Genomic DNA, 16,556 nt, shown 5'->3' on the forward strand with positions numbered 1-16,556 from the left:
ATAAAATCTAGAGTCCGGGACATGATAATTGTCTCGGACTCTTTCTTTAGCAGTGGTGACATTACAAAGACTTTTTAAAAATAAGAGCTTGTTGTTTCACTACATTGCTATGTTTAATTATTTAATGATTTAAGCTATAATAAAAGAAACGAATGATGTAGGAGATTACAATGAAAATAAATCCAAATAATGTAGACATTATAATTAGTGCAGTAGAGTCTAAACAATATCCGGAAACAGGCTTACCTGAAATAGCATTAAGTGGAAGATCAAATGTAGGTAAATCAACATTTATTAACACACTTATTTCTAGAAAAAAAGTAGCGAGAACTTCATCTAAACCAGGTAAAACACAAACTTTAAACTTTTTTAACATTGATGAACAATTAATATTTGTAGATGTGCCTGGATATGGTTATGCTAAAGTAAGTAAAAAACAAAGAGAACAATTCGGCAAGATGATTGAACAGTACTTAACAACGAGAAAAGAACTTAAATGTGTAATACAACTTATAGATATACGCCACAAACCTACACAAGATGATATATTGATGTACGATTACTTAAAGCATTTTGAAATACCTACGATTATAGTTGCTACTAAGGAAGACAAAATACCAAAAGGTAAAGTTCAAAAACATCTCAAAATTATTCGAGAAACACTGGAAATAGAATCTGAGGACGTATTAATTAGTTATTCTTCATTAAATAAAGACAAGACGGACAATATTTGGGCATTATTGTCACAATTTATTTAAACAAATTCCTCACATTCCTAGATTAGAAATGTTATAATTAAGACATTGGACATAAATTAATGGGGGCGTTAGAAGTGCATGTAGTTGTAGTAAGTGTAAACTATAAAACTGCAGACGTTGCGATGCGCGAGAAATTAGCGTTTAATGATCAAGAAATTGAAAACGCGCTTGTAACTCTTAGTAACAAAAAATCTATATTAGAATGTGTAATCTTATCAACATGTAATAGAACAGAAGTATATGCCGTAGTAGATCAAATACACACAGGCAGATACTATATACAATCATTTTTAGCTGACTGGTTTAATCAATCATTAGATACAATTAAGACGTATACAAATGTTCTAACTGAGAATGATGCAATAGAACATCTATTCAGAGTGACATCTGGGTTAGATTCTATGGTATTAGGTGAAACTCAAATTTTAGGACAAATGAAAGACGCTTTCCAAACTGCACAAACAGAAGTAACTACTGGAACGATGTTTAATCGTTTATTTAAACAAGCAGTTACATTAGCTAAACGTGCTCACAGTGAAACAGATATCGCATCTAATGCTGTTTCAGTTTCTTATGCTGCAGTAGAACTATCTAAAAAAGTATTAGGCAGATTAGATAATAAAAAAGCGTTAATCATAGGTGCCGGTGAGATGGCAGAATTAGCTGTTGCGAATTTGAACGGTAGTGGCGTGACAGATATAACTGTTTTAAACCGTACTGTTGCAAAAGCTGAGGCTTTAGCTATGCAATATAAAGGTGTAGCAAAAAGCATAAACGAATTGCAATGTTCTTTAATGGAAGCTGATATTGTAATTAGTTCAACAAGTGCTGAGCAATATGTATTAACAAAAGATATGATGAGAGATGTTGAAAGATTTAGAAGGCATAAACCTTTAGTTCTTATCGACATTGCTGTTCCACGTGATATTGATCCAGAAGTTAACGATTTAGAATTAATGTTTAATTATGATGTAGACGACTTAAATGGTCTAGTAGATGCAAACTTAGCAGAACGTGAGAAAGCTGCGCGTGAAATTGAACTATTAATTGCTAAAGAAATTGATAAGCATGAAGAGTGGGTTAATATGTTAGGTGTTGTACCAGTAATAACTGCTTTGAGAGACAAAGCTTCTCACATACAACAAGATACAATGACAAGCATTGAGAGAAAATTACCTGACATGACTGAAAGAGAACGTAAAGTAATCTCTAAACATATGAAGAGCATCGTCAATCAGTTACTTAAAGATCCTATTACACAAGCTAAAGAATTATCAACAGATAAAAAATCTGATGAAAAATTAGAATTATTCCAAGAAATCTTCAACATTACAAATGAAGTTGAGAGAATAAATGAAAATAAAACAGAAACAAAGAAAGAATCTAAACAAGTTCAATTGACGCCTAATACAGTTGAATCTTAATTTAATTAAATGGTGATGCTATGCAAGATATAATTGCAGTACGTTTGCATGAGGTTGTTTTAATCATCTATATGATATGTTTAGGGTGTTACTTTTATGATTTTATTCAAAAGAATAATAAAGTACGAAAACTTGGTTACTATGCATTAGGGATTGTTTGGATATTTCAAACAATCTTTTTATGCATGTATATCATTACGACTAAACAATTTCCGATATTAACCCTATTTGAAGGTTTTTATTTTTACACCTGGATGATTATTACAGTTTCGTTAGTTTTAAACTATTTTAAATCAACTGACTTAACAGTATTTATAATTAATTTAATTGGTTTTGTATTTTTAACAATTCATACTTTCAGACCTGAACAATATGATGCCGAAAATACTGCCGCAAACATGATGAATGAATTATTACTCATTCATATTTCATTAGCGATTTTGAGTTATGTTATCTTTGCATTGAGTACATCACATGCAATTTTATACTTATTACAAAGAAAAAATTTAAAAGAAAAGACATTTAACCAAAAGTTTTTTAGAATGGGAAGCATTGAACAGCTAGAGCAAAATGTATTTAGATTTTCTTTAGTAGGCTTCTTAGTCTTGTTAATAAGTTTAATATTAGGAATACAATGGGGTCTAATCATTATTGGTAGTGAGATTTGGTTGGACTTAAAAGTAATTGGATCATTAATTGTCTTATTGCTATATGGTATATATTTATTCCTACGAGTAAGAAAAACTGTTAAAACTAAGACATTAGTAGTTGCTAATATTATGATATTCTTAGTTTGTATGATAAATTATTTGGTGGTTTCGAAATTTTCAGGATTTCATCAATGGTTTAACTAAATGATCATGGAGGAAAATATGCGTAAAATTATTGTCGGCTCAAGAAGAAGTAAATTAGCGATGACACAAAGTCAGCAATTTATTGATAAATTGAAAGAAAAATTTCCGGATTTAGATATTGAAATTAAAGAAATTGTCACTAAAGGCGATAAAATAATTGATGTTCAATTATCTAAAGTAGGTGGAAAAGGTTTGTTCGTTAAAGAAATTCAACAAGCTTTATTCGACCGTGAAATTGATTTTGCTATTCATTCATTGAAAGATGTGCCAAGTGTGTTACCTGATGGTCTTACATTAGGTTGCATACCACCACGTGAAATACCTTTTGATGCATATGTAGCTAACAATCACGTCAAACTAGCTGATTTAAAACCAGGCAGTATTGTTGGGACAAGCTCATTACGAAGAGGCGCTCAAATTTTAGCGAAATACCCACATCTAGAAATTAAATGGATAAGAGGTAATATTGATACACGTTTAGAAAAGTTACGTACTGAAGATTTTGATGCAATTATATTAGCAGCAGCTGGATTAAAACGTATGGGCTGGGGTGACGATATAGTTACAGAGTACTTACGTGAAGATACGATGATGCCAGCAATCGGTCAAGGCGCGCTCGGCATTGAATGTAGAAGTGATGATAAAGAATTACTAGATATATTAAATGCTGTTCATGATGAAGAAGTTAAAACATGTGTTACAAGTGAAAGAACTTTCTTAAGTGAAATGGATGGTAGTTGTAAAGTGCCTATTGCTGGTTATGCAACTAAAGAAGGCAACGAAATTACATTCACAGGTTTAATAATGTCACCAGATGGTAAAGAAAGATATGAATCTACTAAAGTTGGAACTGATCCAGTAGAAATAGGTAAAGAAGTATCTGACGAGTTAAAAGCCCAAGGTGCTTATGAGATTATTAGAAAGCTAAATGAAGAAGAAGCGTAATAAGGAGTCGTTAAAATGAAGCCAATTGTAGTGGTTACAAGTACAAGAACTGTTCAACGCGAAGATATAGAACTGAAACATTATCCTTTTATAGATATTGTTCCAATCGAAGTTGACGAATCTTGTATAAAACCATACTATGATTGGCTTATTTTTACGTCTGTAAACGCCATTAAATTATTTCAGCCATATTTAAATTTAATAAATGTAAAGCATATAGCAGCAATCGGTACAAAAACTAAAGCACTCGCTGAAGATTATTCAATACCGATTGAAGTTATGCCAAGTACATTTACACAAGAAGGTTTATTGGATTCTTTAGAGAATCGATTGCATAAACAATCAATATTAATCCCTTGTAGTAGACTAGCAAGAAATAAATTAACAGACCATTTGAGAGAATGGGACAATGAAGTTCAACGACTTCATATTTACGAACCAAAAACGAATTATGAAAATGTAGATAAAGTTCATGAACTTATTGAAAATAACGAAGTAACGCATGTTACATTTTCTAGTTCATCTGCTGTGTCGAGTTATTTTGAAAAGTATAATAAGATTGATAATATTGAAGTGTATGCGATTGGTGAAATAACAGAAGAAAAATTAAAAACATACCATCAAGAATGTAAAGTTGCTCCACGTGCAACACTGAATGATATGTTAAATAAAATATTGGAAGAGGTAGAGTAATGAAATTTGATAGACATAGAAGATTAAGATCTTCACAATCAATGAGAAATCTTGTAAAAGAAACTTATGTTCATAAAGCAGATTTAATTTATCCTATTTTTGTAATAGAAGAAGATAACATTAAAAATGAAATAACGTCTATGCCAGGTATATATCAATTAAGCTTAAACTTATTAGAAGAAGAACTTAAAGAAGCATATGACTTAGGTGTAAGAGGTGTTATGTTCTTCGGTATTCCAAATGAAAAAGACGCATGTGGTACTGGTGCTTTTGTAGATGACGGCATCATACAGAAAGCCACTCGTTTAGCAAAAAGTAAATTCCCTGATTTATTAGTTGTAGCAGATACGTGTTTATGTGAATATACTGACCACGGTCACTGTGGTGTTATAGATGAAACGACTCATGATGTAGATAACGATGAATCATTAAAATTACTCGTTAAGACAGCTGTATCACAAGCAAAAGCAGGAGCAGACATTATTGCACCAAGTAATATGATGGATGGCTTTGTAACGGAGATTAGACAAGGTTTAGATGAAGCAGGATTCAAAAACATACCTATTATGAGTTACGGTATAAAATATGCATCAAGTTTCTATGGTCCATTTAGAGAGGCAGCAGATGGTGCGCCTTCATTCGGAGATCGTAAGACTTATCAAATGGATCCAAGTAATAGATTAGAGGCTTTTAGAGAATTAGAAAGTGACTTAAAAGAAGGTTGTGACATGATGATTGTTAAACCGGCTTTAAGTTATTTAGATATTATTCGTGATGTACGTAATAATACTGATGTACCTGTAGTTGCTTATAATGTAAGCGGAGAATATAGCATGACTAAAGCAGCAGCGTTAAATGGTTGGATAGATGAAGAAAAAATTGTTATGGAACAAATGATTTCTATGAAGCGTGCAGGTGCAGATATGATTATTACTTACTTTGCAAAAGACATTTGTAAATATCTAGATGAAGGAGAATACTAATATGAGTTATGAAAAATCAATACAAGCTTACAACGAAGCCGTAAATTTAATGCCTGGTGGTGTTAACAGTCCGGTTCGTGCATTTAAATCAGTAGACACTGATCCAATATTCATGGAATATGGTAAAGGTTCAAAGATTTATGATATTGATGGTAATGAGTATATAGATTATGTATTAAGTTGGGGACCATTAATCCTTGGTCATGCTGATGATAAAGTGAGAAATTCATTACATGAAGCGGTGGACAAAGGGACTTCTTTCGGTGCGTCAACGATTCTTGAAAATAAAATGGCTCAATTAGTTATTGATCGTGTACCTTCTATAGAAATGGTGAGAATGGTTTCTTCAGGTACTGAAGCTACGCTAGCAGCATTGCGTTTAGCTAGAGGTTTTACAGGAAAAAATAAAATATTGAAATTTGAAGGTTGTTACCATGGACACAGTGATTCATTGCTTATTAAAGCAGGTTCTGGTGTTGCCACTCTAGGTCTACCAGATTCTCCAGGTGTTCCAGAAGGTACAGCTAAAAATACAATTACAGTACCTTATAACGATATTGAATCAGTTAAGGTAGCTTTCGAACATTATGGTGATGATATCGCAGCTGTAATAGTAGAACCAGTTGCAGGTAATATGGGTGTTGTACCACCTGTTGACGGATTTTTAGAAGGACTTCGTGAAATAACTACATCAAATGATACTTTATTAATTTTTGATGAAGTAATGACTGGATTTAGAGTTGGTTATAATTGTGCACAAGGCTATTTCGGTGTAACACCAGATTTAACTTGTCTTGGAAAAGTGATTGGTGGCGGTTTACCAGTTGGCGCCTTTGGTGGTAGAAGAGACATTATGGAACAAATAGCACCAGTAGGTACAGTATATCAAGCGGGCACATTATCTGGTAATCCACTTGCTATGACGAGTGGTTATGCTACATTAACTCAATTGACTGAAGAAAGTTATGAATACTTCAATGAATTGGGAGATTTATTAGAAGAAGGTTTGAAAAATGTATTCAGTAAATACAATGTACCAATAACTGTTAATCGTGCTGGATCAATGATTGGTTACTTCTTAAACGAAGGCCCAGTTACGAATTTTGACGAAGCTAATAAATCTGATCTAGAATTATTTAGTAATATGTATAGAGAAATGGCTAAAGAAGGTGTATTTTTACCACCTTCACAATTTGAAGGTACATTCTTATCTACTTCACATACGAAAGAAGATATTGAAAAAACAATCCAAGCCTTTGATAATGCTTTATCAAGAATTGTAAAATAAGTTTAATATACCCCCGGAAAATTGGATTATAATCCGTTTTTCGGGGTCTTTAATTGTAAAAATGATATAATCTATTCGAGGTGTTATTTCATGAATAGTAATAAATGGAATATTTTATTAGTAAGTGTACTTGCTATCGCACTAGGGTTTTTCCTTGATAAAATCCATATGATTTTACCATGGATGTTTGGCCCAATATTTGCGAGTTTAATTGTAATCAAATTCATGAAAAGAAAAATTATTTGGCCAACATGGTTAGGTAATTTAGGTCTTTTAATATTGGGTGTACAAATGGGATCAACCTTTACGCCTGTTGTGTTAAATGATATTAAAGGTGAATGGTTACAAATTGTACTAATGTCACTATTCATTTTGTTAATTGCATTATTAATTTCTATTGTTTTTAAGAAAATTGCTAATGTCACATTTGAAACTGCTTTGTTAAGTGCTATTCCTGGGGCGCTAAGTCAAATGGTTGTTATGGCAGAAGAAAATAAAAAAGCTGACTTATTAGTAGTTACTTTAACTCAAACATCAAGAATTATGTTCGTAGTTATTTTAGTACCTATTATTTCATCTATATATGGTAGTAATGGTGAACAAAGTGGTCACGTAGCACAAGAACCTTCTATATTTAACGTATTGAGTATACCAGAGTTATTTATTATTTTAATTGGCATCGCAGTAACATTTCTCATTTTTTATAAATTCCGATTTCCAGTTCCTTATTTATTATCTCCTATTTTAGTCATGTTAACTTGGAACTTATTAACTGGCCAAGTTTTCACATTAGATTATCAATTTATTATCATAGCTCAAATACTATTTGGTATTAGAATAGGGGTTCAAATCGCTGATTTAATAGATAATATTACGAAAAAAACAATTTTTGCGATTGCATTTCAAAATATTATGCTTATTATTGGTGCTTTTTTACTCGTCTTTTTATTCCAACTATTTATTAATGAAAATATAAATGATTTATTCTTAAGCGCTGCACCTGGAGGTATGGCACAAATAATTGTTGTAGCTTTAGAAACAGGCGGTGATGTTGCAATGATATCCAGTTACCATATATTTAGAATATTTTTCATTTTGCTAATCGTTGCGCCATTAATAAAAGTATTTTTAACAAAACAATCTAAAAATTATAAGAATTAATATAAATCAATATTGACTTATATAGTCGGTACTTATATTATTAAAGTAATCGAATATTTAAAGAGGAAGAGTAAATCATTGATTAATGATAGAGAGTGCATGGTTGGTGAAAATGCATATTAATGGTGATTGAAGGTAGCCTTGTTTGGAACGTTATCTGAAACTAAGTAGGTTAACGCGTGAGCGAGCGATAATCGTAAGAGTGCAATATAATTTATTTTATATTGAATTTAGGTGGTACCACGGTTGAGCCCGTCCTAGTTTATAGGACGGGTTTTTTATTTTAATGAGGAGTGATTTATATGGAAATGGAACCTAAGTACAACCTTAAAAAGGTTGAAGAAGGTCGTTATGAACAATGGTTAGAAAATGATTATTTTAAACCAAGTGAGAATAAAGATAGAGAAACTTATACAATTGTAATTCCGCCACCAAATGTTACTGGGAAACTACATTTAGGCCATGCATGGGATACAACATTACAAGATATTTTAACAAGAATGAAAAGAATGCAAGGCTACGATACACTTTATCTTCCTGGTATGGATCACGCTGGTATTGCTACTCAAGCTAAAGTTGAAGCTAAATTAAATGAGCAAGGTTTAACGAGACATGATTTAGGTAGAGAGAAATTTTTAGAACAATCTTGGTCTTGGAAAGAAGAGTATGCAGATTTTATTCGTGCTCAATGGGCAAAGTTAGGTCTTGGATTAGACTATAGTCGCGAAAGATTTACTTTAGATGAAGGTTTATCTCAAGCTGTAAAGAAAGTATTTGTTGAGATGTATAAAAAAGATCTTATATATCGTGGTGAAAGAATCATTAACTGGGATCCACAAACAAAAACAGCTATCTCAGATATCGAAGTAATTCACGAAGATATCACTGGTCATTTTTATCATATAAATTATCCATTTAAAGATGGAGAAGGTTCTATTGAAATTGCAACTACACGTCCCGAAACGATGCTTGGTGACACTGCAATCGTTGTTAACCCAAATGACGATAGATACAAAGATTCTATAGGGAAATCTGTTATTTTACCGATAATTGGTAGAGAACTACCAATTATAGCTGATGACTATGTTGATATGGAATTTGGTAGTGGTGCAATGAAAGTTACACCTGCTCATGATCCAAATGACTTTGAAATTGGTGAACGTCATCAATTAGAAAAAATCAATGTAATGAACGAAGATGGCACGATGAATGAATTAGCAGGTAAATATAATGGTTTAGATCGTTTTGAATGTCGTAAGCAATTAGTAGAAGATTTAAAAGCTTCTGGTGAATTGATTAAAGTTGAAGAGCATGAGCATTCTGTTGGTCATTCAGAGCGAAGTGGTGCAGTTGTAGAACCATATTTATCAACTCAATGGTTTGTAAAAATGGAACCATTAGCTAAACGAGCTTTAGATAATCAAGAGACTGATGGACGAATTAATTTTGTACCAGACCGTTTTGAAGGCACATTTAACAGATGGATGGAAAATATTCGTGATTGGACTATTTCACGTCAATTATGGTGGGGTCATCAAATTCCTGCGTGGTATCATAATGAAACAGGTGAAATATATGTAGGCGAAGAAGCGCCTTCAGATATCGAAAATTGGACTCAAGACGAAGATGTATTAGATACTTGGTTTAGTTCTGCTTTATGGCCATTCTCAACTTTAGGTTGGCCAAATGTAGAAGATGAAGACTTCAAACGTTACTACCCAACTAATACATTAGTTACTGGTTATGATATTATTTTCTTCTGGGTTAGTCGTATGATTTTCCAAGGTTTAGAATTTACTGATCAAAGACCATTTAATGATGTTTTACTTCACGGATTAGTTAGAGCTGAAGATGGACGTAAGATGAGTAAATCACTAGGAAATGGTGTAGACCCAATGGATGTGATTGATGAGTACGGTGCAGATAGTTTGAGATACTTCTTAGCTACAGGTTCTTCACCAGGACATGATTTACGTTATTCAACTGAAAAAGTTGAATCAGTATGGAACTTTATTAATAAAATTTGGAACGCTTCTCGCTTTAGCTTAATGAATATAGGTGAATCATTTAAAGTTGAGGATATTGATTTATCAGGAGAAAAATCAGTTGCTGATGAATGGATATTAACACGTTTAAATGAAACAATCGCTCATGTTACAGAGTTAAGTGATAAGTATGAGTTTGGCGAAGTTGGACGCGTATTATATAACTTTATTTGGGATGAATTCTGTGATTGGTATATTGAAATGAGTAAAATTCCTATGAATAGTGACGACGAGTCTAAAAAACAAATGACGCGTTCTGTTTTATCATATACACTTGATCAAACTATGCGTATGTTACATCCATTTATGCCTTTCGTTACTGAACATATTTGGCAAGCTCTACCACATGAGGGCGAAACGATTATCCAAGCTTCATGGCCAGAAGTAAGACCAGAATTGTCTAATGAAAATAGTAAAGTTTCAATGCAATTATTAGTTGAAATTATAAAATCAGTTCGTCAAGCACGTAGAGAAGTTAATACGCCTATGTCTAAAGAAGTGCCAATTCATATTGAAGCTAAAGATGAAAAAGTACAAGAACAATTAATAAACAATAAGGATTATTTAGAACGTTTCTGTAATCCTAGTGAGTTAATAATTGATACTAAAATTGAAGTTCCTGAAAAAGCGATGACTGAAGTAGTGTATGGTGCTACAGTAATATTACCGCTTGAAGGTTTAATTGATATGGATAAAGAAATTGAAAGATTGCAACAAGAATTAGACAAATGGCAAAAAGAACTTGATCGTGTGAACAAAAAATTAAGCAATGAGAAATTCGTTGCAAAAGCACCTGAAAAAATCATCAACGAAGAAAAAGAAAAGAAATTAACTTATCAAGAAAAATATGACGGTGTTTTAGCAAGAATTGAACAATTGAGAGGCTAGGAAGGCTTATGAATTATTTAGATAGTTTACATTGGATACATGAACGCACTAAATTCGGGATAAAACCAGGTGTAAAACGAATGAAATGGATGTTAAGTAAGCTTGATCATCCAGAAGATAAAATACAAGGCATTCACGTAGTTGGTACAAATGGTAAAGGATCGACAGTTAGTTATATTCGTGATGCACTAATAGCAAATGGATATGAAGTCGGTACTTTTACTTCACCTTATATCATTACTTTTAATGAAAGAATAAGTTTAAATGGTAAACCAATTACAAATGAGGAACTAGTTGAATTAGTTCAAATAGTCAAACCTATAACTGAAAGACTTGAAGCAGAAACAGACCTAGGTCCTGCAACTGAATTTGAGGTTATTACATTAATTATGTTTGTTTATTTTGGTACAATTCGACCAGTTAACTTTGTTGTAGTAGAAGCAGGATTAGGTGCTTTAAACGACTCAACAAATGTATTCCAACCTATTATGACTGTATTAACAAGCATCGGATTAGACCATACTAATATATTAGGCGAGACTTACATGGATATTGCACGTGAAAAAGCAGGTGTAATCAAGCCTAGTGTGCCTCTTGTATATTCAATCAAACCTAAAGATGCTTTGAATTTTATTAGAGAAGTTGTAGAACATCATCATAATAAAGGTTTGGAATTAGATAGGGATATATATGTTGTGTCAGAAGGCGAAGAATTCACGTATCGTTATGACAACTATGAATTAGAAAATATCAAACTAAAAATGATAGGTAATCATCAACATGAAAACGCTGCGCTAGCAATTACAACGTTGATTGAAATGTATCAAAGAGGATTAATCCAGTTAGATTTCAATAAGATGATTGACGCAATTGAAAATGTAACGTGGTATGGAAGAATTGAAAAGGTAAATGATAATCCTTTAATCTTTTTAGACGGTGCTCATAATAAAGAAAGTATTGATGCTTTAGTAAAAACATTACAGCATTATTACTCAGATAAGAAGATTGACGTGTTATTTGCTGCTATTGATGGAAAGCCTATTGGGAAAATGTTAAATAGTCTTGAAGACATAGCGAATCGATTTTTCGTTACAACATTTGATTTTCCAAAAGCATTACCAATTGATACAATTTATGAAAGTGTTGAGCATTCGCATATAGAGAAAGTTAAAAATTATCGAGAGTTCATTGAATCATATCAAGGTGATTTGCTTATAATAACTGGTAGTTTATATTTCATCAGTGAAGTTCGTAAATTACTTGTATAATGGATAAAAAGTATTGGGTTTTTAATCCAATACTTTTTTATATTTTCATTATTTTCTGAATAATAGGGTAAAAGAAAATCAAACGAAGAAGGAGAGAATTTAATGGGGTTAAAAAAGAAAAGAAATATCACATTTAAAAATCCACATACTTATGCTATTTTGTTATTCATTATCGTGATAAGTGTTATTTTGACTTATATTATACCGGCTGGAAAATTTGATAGAAAAACTGTTAATGATAGAGAAGAAGTAATTTCTGGGACGTTCCATTTTGTAAAAAGTGAACCTTCTGGCTTTTTAGATATTTTCAGATCTATTCCTGAAGGTTTAATAAGTGGTGCTGATATTATATTTTATATCTTTTTAGTTGGTGGCGCGTTTGGCGTAATACATAAGACTGGCACTATCACAAACGGTGTAAACGCAGCGATGAATAAGCTAGGTAAAAATAGTAAGTTTATGATACCTTTAACGATGCTTATCTTCTCGTTATTAGGATTTTCAATAGGTTTAGCAGAAGAAACGATTATATTTGTACCAATTGGAATAGCTATAGCAAGAGCAGCAGGTTATGATGCAATGACTGGAGCCGCTATGATTATAATGGGAGCAGCTGCTGGATTTCTAGGAGGTATGCTCAATCCTTTTACAGTCGGTGTTGCACAGAAGATCGCAGAATTGCCATTATTTTCAGGATGGGAAATAAGAACACCGATTTATATTGCTATTCTGATTGTAGGCATACTTTACGTAATGTTCTATGCTAGAAAAGTAAAAAAAGACCCTTCTAAAAGTTTAGTATATGATATAGAAGTAAAGGAAGTTGAGGAAAGTGAAGATAACCAAAAAGTCGAACGATTTACAAAAAGACAAATTATATGTTTAATTTTGCTTGTAAGTACAATTTGTTTTAATGTCTTTGGGATATTCAAGTTCGGTTGGTCATTCAATGAAATGAGTGCAAACTTCTTAGTAGCAGGTTTGCTGGCAGGATTTATTGGTGGTTTAGGTTTCAATGGAACATTTGATGCGCTAATCGATGGTATGAAATCCATTTTGTTTGGAGCGTTAATAGTAGGATTTGCTAAAGCAATTGTAGTTGTATTGGAAGATGGTAAAATAATTGATACTATAGTCTTCTATTTAACAAATTCAATTCAAGATTTACCTGCTAGTATAACTGTTGGAACGATGTTTATTATTCAATTATTTCTTAATTTCTTTATACCATCAGGTTCAGGACAAGCCATGACAACGATGCCATTAATGGTACCAATTTCTGATATCCTAAATATTAATAGACAAATGGCTGTACTAGCTTTCCAATATGGTGATGCAATTAGTAATAGTATTTTTCTTACTTCTGCTTCACTTATGGGTGGACTAGCTGTAGCAGGTATCCCGTATACACAGTGGGTTAAATTTATATGGAAGTTATTATTACTATGGGTAATCGTTTGTATGGTCGGAATATTTGTCGCTTTAATACTCGTTAATTAATAATATGAAAAACTTGAAAGAAATTGCTTAATAATAGCGGTTTTTTCAAGTTTTTTTGTCTGTTTTAAAACTTATTCATTTTGTTAGTTAAAAATTTTGAATTTATGAAATTAGGAATATTATGGCCTTAATTGATATATTATTTTATATCAACTAAGGAGATATAAATAATGCTTTTATACTTTATTTTAGGATCTATTTTAGCAAGTTATATGTATCAATTAACAAGTACAACAATCGTCAATTTTAAAACATTAACATGTCGTTCAAAGTGTACATATTGTAATCATAAACTAGAATATAAAGATTTAATTCCAATTTTTAGTTATATTTATCTCAAAGGTAAATGTAGATATTGTAATACGTCCATACCTAAAGATTTAATCACTGTTGAAATATTATTAAGTATTTTATTTATTATGCCACTAATTTCACCTCAAATACATAATCCTCATTTGTATTATTTTTTAATTATATTTTTAATTCCTTTAGCTATATATGATATGAAATACTATATTGTTCCTAATCATATTTTAATTCTCATGTTTATAACTGGTATTTTGATATTCAAACCCGATTTAGAAAATATATTAATTTCATTAGAAATCGTTTTTATCATCCATACTTTATACTTTTTATCTAAAGGTGGAATAGGTTATGGGGATGTGAAATTGTTTTGTATATTAATTCTCATTTTAACTTGGAAGCAATTTTTACTTATATTTATGTTTACTTTTATCATTTCAGGTATTTCTGCTATCAGTTATATTTTATTTAAAAAATCTATTATAACAAAAGTTCCATTAGTACCTTATATAGCAATTTCATCAATAAGTGTATGTGTATTTAATAATCAATTACTATTTTATTTTTAGGAGGTTAATATGTCATTGAAAATCAAAGACTTACAACAAGAAGACAAGCCAAGAGAGAGATTAAAATCATATGGTGCTGATAGATTAACAAATAGAGAATTATTAGCAATTATAATCAATTCAGGTAGTAAACAATTTTCTAGTATAGATTGTGCAAATCAAGTGCTAAAACTTGTAAATCAATTACGTGATTTAAGGCACCTAACATTACCAGAGTTATTAAGTGTAAATGGAATTGGTGAGAAGAAAGCTTTGACAATATTGGCAGTGATAGAATTAGCAAAGAGAATGCATAGCAATACTGTGTTGGACAAAATAGAAATAAATGAACCTCAAGATGTTGCAGATTATCTTATGGAAAAATTAAGATATTTAAAACAAGAGCATTTTGTTGCACTCTTATTAAATACAAAAAATCAAATTATTCATGAGCAATCTATATTCATAGGTTCTTTAAATATGTCGATTGTACATCCACGTGATTTATTAAGAGAAGCGGTTAAACATTCAGCTGCTTCTATTGTAATAGCACATAATCATCCTAGTGGGGATCCTACTCCATCTTTAGAAGATATCAAAACTACGAAAAGACTATTATACTGTTGTGATTTAATGGGAATTGATTTACTAGATCATATCATTATAGGAGATGGAGAATTTATAAGTTTATTTGAAGATGACTATATTACAAAAGAAGATTTAGAAATTATTGAACGTTCATAATCATACAATGTTATAATATATGTAAAATGAAGTCAGGAGTTTTAGTTTTGCAAATTATTACGTTTATATTAGTTATTTTACCTGTATTATTTATAATTACTGTTTTTCAAAATAAAAATAGACGAGCTATCGTTAAAAAGGATTATGGTGTTGTAATGGGATTGAGTATAGTTGGTGTCTTTCTAGGTTCTATTTTAATTGCTATAAATGATAGTAGTACTAATATCAATTTCGGTTTATTTATAGGTGGTATTGGTGCTGGGATTGTGTGGGGATTATTAGTTTCTATTACATTGTTTATTTTAAGTAAATTATTAAATAAGTGATAAAGAATATTCTCACAGAATTAAAAGCCAATTATACGGCCTTAATCGTATAGTTGGCTTTAAAAATTATATAAATTTCACATGAAATACATAACGCCTTGATATACAAAATATATTACTAAAGCGATAATAGCTAATTTTATAGCGAATCTTAATATTCCAACGAAAAATCTAAAAAATATAATTAACAATAATATTGCTATGAAAATATAAATTAACTCCATAATTCTCACCTCTTAATATCATTATAAAGGCTTCAAACATATCTTACATCAGACTACAGCATGATTAAAGAGTTAGGTCCCAAGTCTGATGATAGTTTTAAAACAATTATGTATAATAAATTTGAATGAGAGGTGCCATAAAATTGAGATGGTTATTTAGGTTAATTAGAAATTTATTAGCATTAATAGCAATTATTGTTATTATTATCATTGTATATAGAAATGTACCTGCTTTAAGTGAATTAAATCCTTTCGATCATAGTGATGAAACACCACAAAGTGAACAAGTTGTTCCTGGGAGAGCTAATTCTACTTATACAACAGAAGATACACCTTTGTTAAGAAATGTACCTTTAGGACAAACGAAACAAGCTTTTAGCTGGATTAATAAGAGAGAGTTTATGGCTGTGTCTGATTTAGAAAGAATGGGCTATAATGAAAATTACGTAGCTGGTCAAAGAGGCACTGAATATATACTATATAAATTTGGTGAACCACAAATGTACGTTTATCACACAGAGCAAGATTTGAAAGATGATTTAAATGAAATGAATCAAAATATTGAACTCTTACCTGAAGAAGCATATTAACTTTTTTACTA

At 31.2% G+C, this 16,556-nt stretch carries 15 protein-coding genes and 1 other annotated feature; all 15 genes read left to right on the forward strand.

Annotated features, from left to right (window positions below; translation table 11 throughout):
- Nucleotides 1–170 precede the first annotated feature (170 nt).
- The 15 genes from yihA to ACNMOQ_RS06100 all read left to right on the forward strand — a co-directional run bounded on the left by yihA (nt 171) and on the right by ACNMOQ_RS06100 (nt 16,545).
- Nucleotides 171–758 (forward strand): ribosome biogenesis GTP-binding protein YihA/YsxC, encoded by a 588-nt coding sequence (yihA, locus tag ACNMOQ_RS06030; protein ID WP_016999294.1) that lies wholly within the window; start codon nt 171–173, stop codon nt 756–758.
- Nucleotides 759–832: 74 nt separating this feature from the next.
- Nucleotides 833–2,182, forward strand: coding sequence for a glutamyl-tRNA reductase (gene hemA, locus ACNMOQ_RS06035; RefSeq protein WP_016999293.1), 1,350 nt, complete (start codon nt 833–835; stop codon nt 2,180–2,182).
- Between the two features lie 20 nt (nt 2,183–2,202).
- Complete coding sequence (locus tag ACNMOQ_RS06040) at nt 2,203–3,036, forward strand: cytochrome C assembly family protein (RefSeq protein ID WP_016999292.1); 834 nt, start codon at nt 2,203–2,205, stop codon at nt 3,034–3,036.
- An 18-nt stretch (nt 3,037–3,054) separates the two neighbouring features.
- Nucleotides 3,055–3,981 carry a hydroxymethylbilane synthase gene (gene hemC / locus ACNMOQ_RS06045; protein ID WP_016999291.1) on the forward strand — a complete coding sequence of 309 codons (927 nt, stop codon included), beginning with the start codon at nt 3,055–3,057 and terminating at the stop codon, nt 3,979–3,981.
- Between the two features lie 15 nt (nt 3,982–3,996).
- Nucleotides 3,997–4,674 (forward strand): uroporphyrinogen-III synthase, encoded by a 678-nt coding sequence (locus ACNMOQ_RS06050; protein ID WP_064204338.1) that lies wholly within the window; start codon nt 3,997–3,999, stop codon nt 4,672–4,674.
- Entirely contained in the window at nt 4,674–5,657 is a 984-nt protein-coding gene (hemB, locus tag ACNMOQ_RS06055; protein ID WP_064211076.1) for a porphobilinogen synthase, read from the forward strand. Before ACNMOQ_RS06050 ends, hemB begins: the two co-directional genes overlap by 1 nt.
- Nucleotide 5,658: 1 nt before the next feature.
- Entirely contained in the window at nt 5,659–6,945 is a 1,287-nt protein-coding gene (hemL, locus tag ACNMOQ_RS06060; protein ID WP_064204336.1) for a glutamate-1-semialdehyde 2,1-aminomutase, read from the forward strand.
- Nucleotides 6,946–7,035: 90 nt separating this feature from the next.
- Nucleotides 7,036–8,106 (forward strand): AbrB family transcriptional regulator, encoded by a 1,071-nt coding sequence (locus ACNMOQ_RS06065; RefSeq protein ID WP_416350346.1) that lies wholly within the window; start codon nt 7,036–7,038, stop codon nt 8,104–8,106.
- Between the two features lie 48 nt (nt 8,107–8,154).
- Nucleotides 8,155–8,369, forward strand: a binding site (T-box leader).
- Nucleotides 8,370–8,408: 39 nt separating this feature from the next.
- Nucleotides 8,409–11,039, forward strand: coding sequence for a valine--tRNA ligase (locus tag ACNMOQ_RS06070; RefSeq protein ID WP_416350347.1), 2,631 nt, complete (start codon nt 8,409–8,411; stop codon nt 11,037–11,039).
- Nucleotides 11,040–11,047: 8 nt separating this feature from the next.
- A complete protein-coding gene (locus ACNMOQ_RS06075; protein ID WP_064204333.1) occupies nt 11,048–12,307 on the forward strand; it encodes a bifunctional folylpolyglutamate synthase/dihydrofolate synthase in 1,260 nt (419 codons plus the stop codon).
- A 102-nt stretch (nt 12,308–12,409) separates the two neighbouring features.
- On the forward strand, nt 12,410–13,807 hold the full coding sequence (locus tag ACNMOQ_RS06080) for a YfcC family protein (RefSeq protein WP_416350348.1): 1,398 nt from the start codon (nt 12,410–12,412) through the stop codon (nt 13,805–13,807).
- 170 nt (nt 13,808–13,977) lie between these two features.
- Nucleotides 13,978–14,682 (forward strand): prepilin peptidase, encoded by a 705-nt coding sequence (locus tag ACNMOQ_RS06085; RefSeq protein WP_416350349.1) that lies wholly within the window; start codon nt 13,978–13,980, stop codon nt 14,680–14,682.
- 9 nt (nt 14,683–14,691) lie between these two features.
- Nucleotides 14,692–15,405, forward strand: a complete 714-nt coding sequence (gene radC / locus ACNMOQ_RS06090) for a RadC family protein (RefSeq protein ID WP_016999282.1) — start codon at nt 14,692–14,694, stop codon at nt 15,403–15,405.
- Nucleotides 15,406–15,452: 47 nt separating this feature from the next.
- The gene (locus tag ACNMOQ_RS06095) at nt 15,453–15,731 is read left to right on the forward strand and encodes a hypothetical protein (protein WP_016999281.1); all 279 of its coding nucleotides are present in this window, start codon (nt 15,453–15,455) and stop codon (nt 15,729–15,731) included.
- Nucleotides 15,732–16,098: 367 nt separating this feature from the next.
- Entirely contained in the window at nt 16,099–16,545 is a 447-nt protein-coding gene (locus tag ACNMOQ_RS06100; RefSeq protein WP_416350350.1) for a DUF4930 family protein, read from the forward strand.
- Nucleotides 16,546–16,556 lie beyond the last annotated feature (11 nt).

Origin of the sequence: Mammaliicoccus lentus, from assembly GCF_947036595.1 — a bacterium.
Lineage (GTDB): Bacteria > Bacillota > Bacilli > Staphylococcales > Staphylococcaceae > Mammaliicoccus > Mammaliicoccus lentus.

Bases quoted from the DNA above. Each gene is read 5' to 3' on its own strand.
- yihA (WP_016999294.1), top strand. From the start codon at position 171: ATGAAAATAAATCCAAATAATGTAGACATTATAATTAGTGCAGTAGAG.
- ACNMOQ_RS06040 (WP_016999292.1), top strand. From the start codon at position 2,203: ATGCAAGATATAATTGCAGTACGTTTGCATGAGGTTGTTTTAATCATC.
- hemC (WP_016999291.1), top strand. From the start codon at position 3,055: ATGCGTAAAATTATTGTCGGCTCAAGAAGAAGTAAATTAGCGATGACA.
- ACNMOQ_RS06050 (WP_064204338.1), top strand. From the start codon at position 3,997: ATGAAGCCAATTGTAGTGGTTACAAGTACAAGAACTGTTCAACGCGAA.
- hemB (WP_064211076.1), top strand. From the start codon at position 4,674: ATGAAATTTGATAGACATAGAAGATTAAGATCTTCACAATCAATGAGA.
- hemL (WP_064204336.1), top strand. From the start codon at position 5,659: ATGAGTTATGAAAAATCAATACAAGCTTACAACGAAGCCGTAAATTTA.
- ACNMOQ_RS06065 (WP_416350346.1), top strand. From the start codon at position 7,036: ATGAATAGTAATAAATGGAATATTTTATTAGTAAGTGTACTTGCTATC.
- ACNMOQ_RS06070 (WP_416350347.1), top strand. From the start codon at position 8,409: ATGGAAATGGAACCTAAGTACAACCTTAAAAAGGTTGAAGAAGGTCGT.
- ACNMOQ_RS06075 (WP_064204333.1), top strand. From the start codon at position 11,048: ATGAATTATTTAGATAGTTTACATTGGATACATGAACGCACTAAATTC.
- ACNMOQ_RS06080 (WP_416350348.1), top strand. From the start codon at position 12,410: ATGGGGTTAAAAAAGAAAAGAAATATCACATTTAAAAATCCACATACT.
- ACNMOQ_RS06085 (WP_416350349.1), top strand. From the start codon at position 13,978: ATGCTTTTATACTTTATTTTAGGATCTATTTTAGCAAGTTATATGTAT.
- radC (WP_016999282.1), top strand. From the start codon at position 14,692: ATGTCATTGAAAATCAAAGACTTACAACAAGAAGACAAGCCAAGAGAG.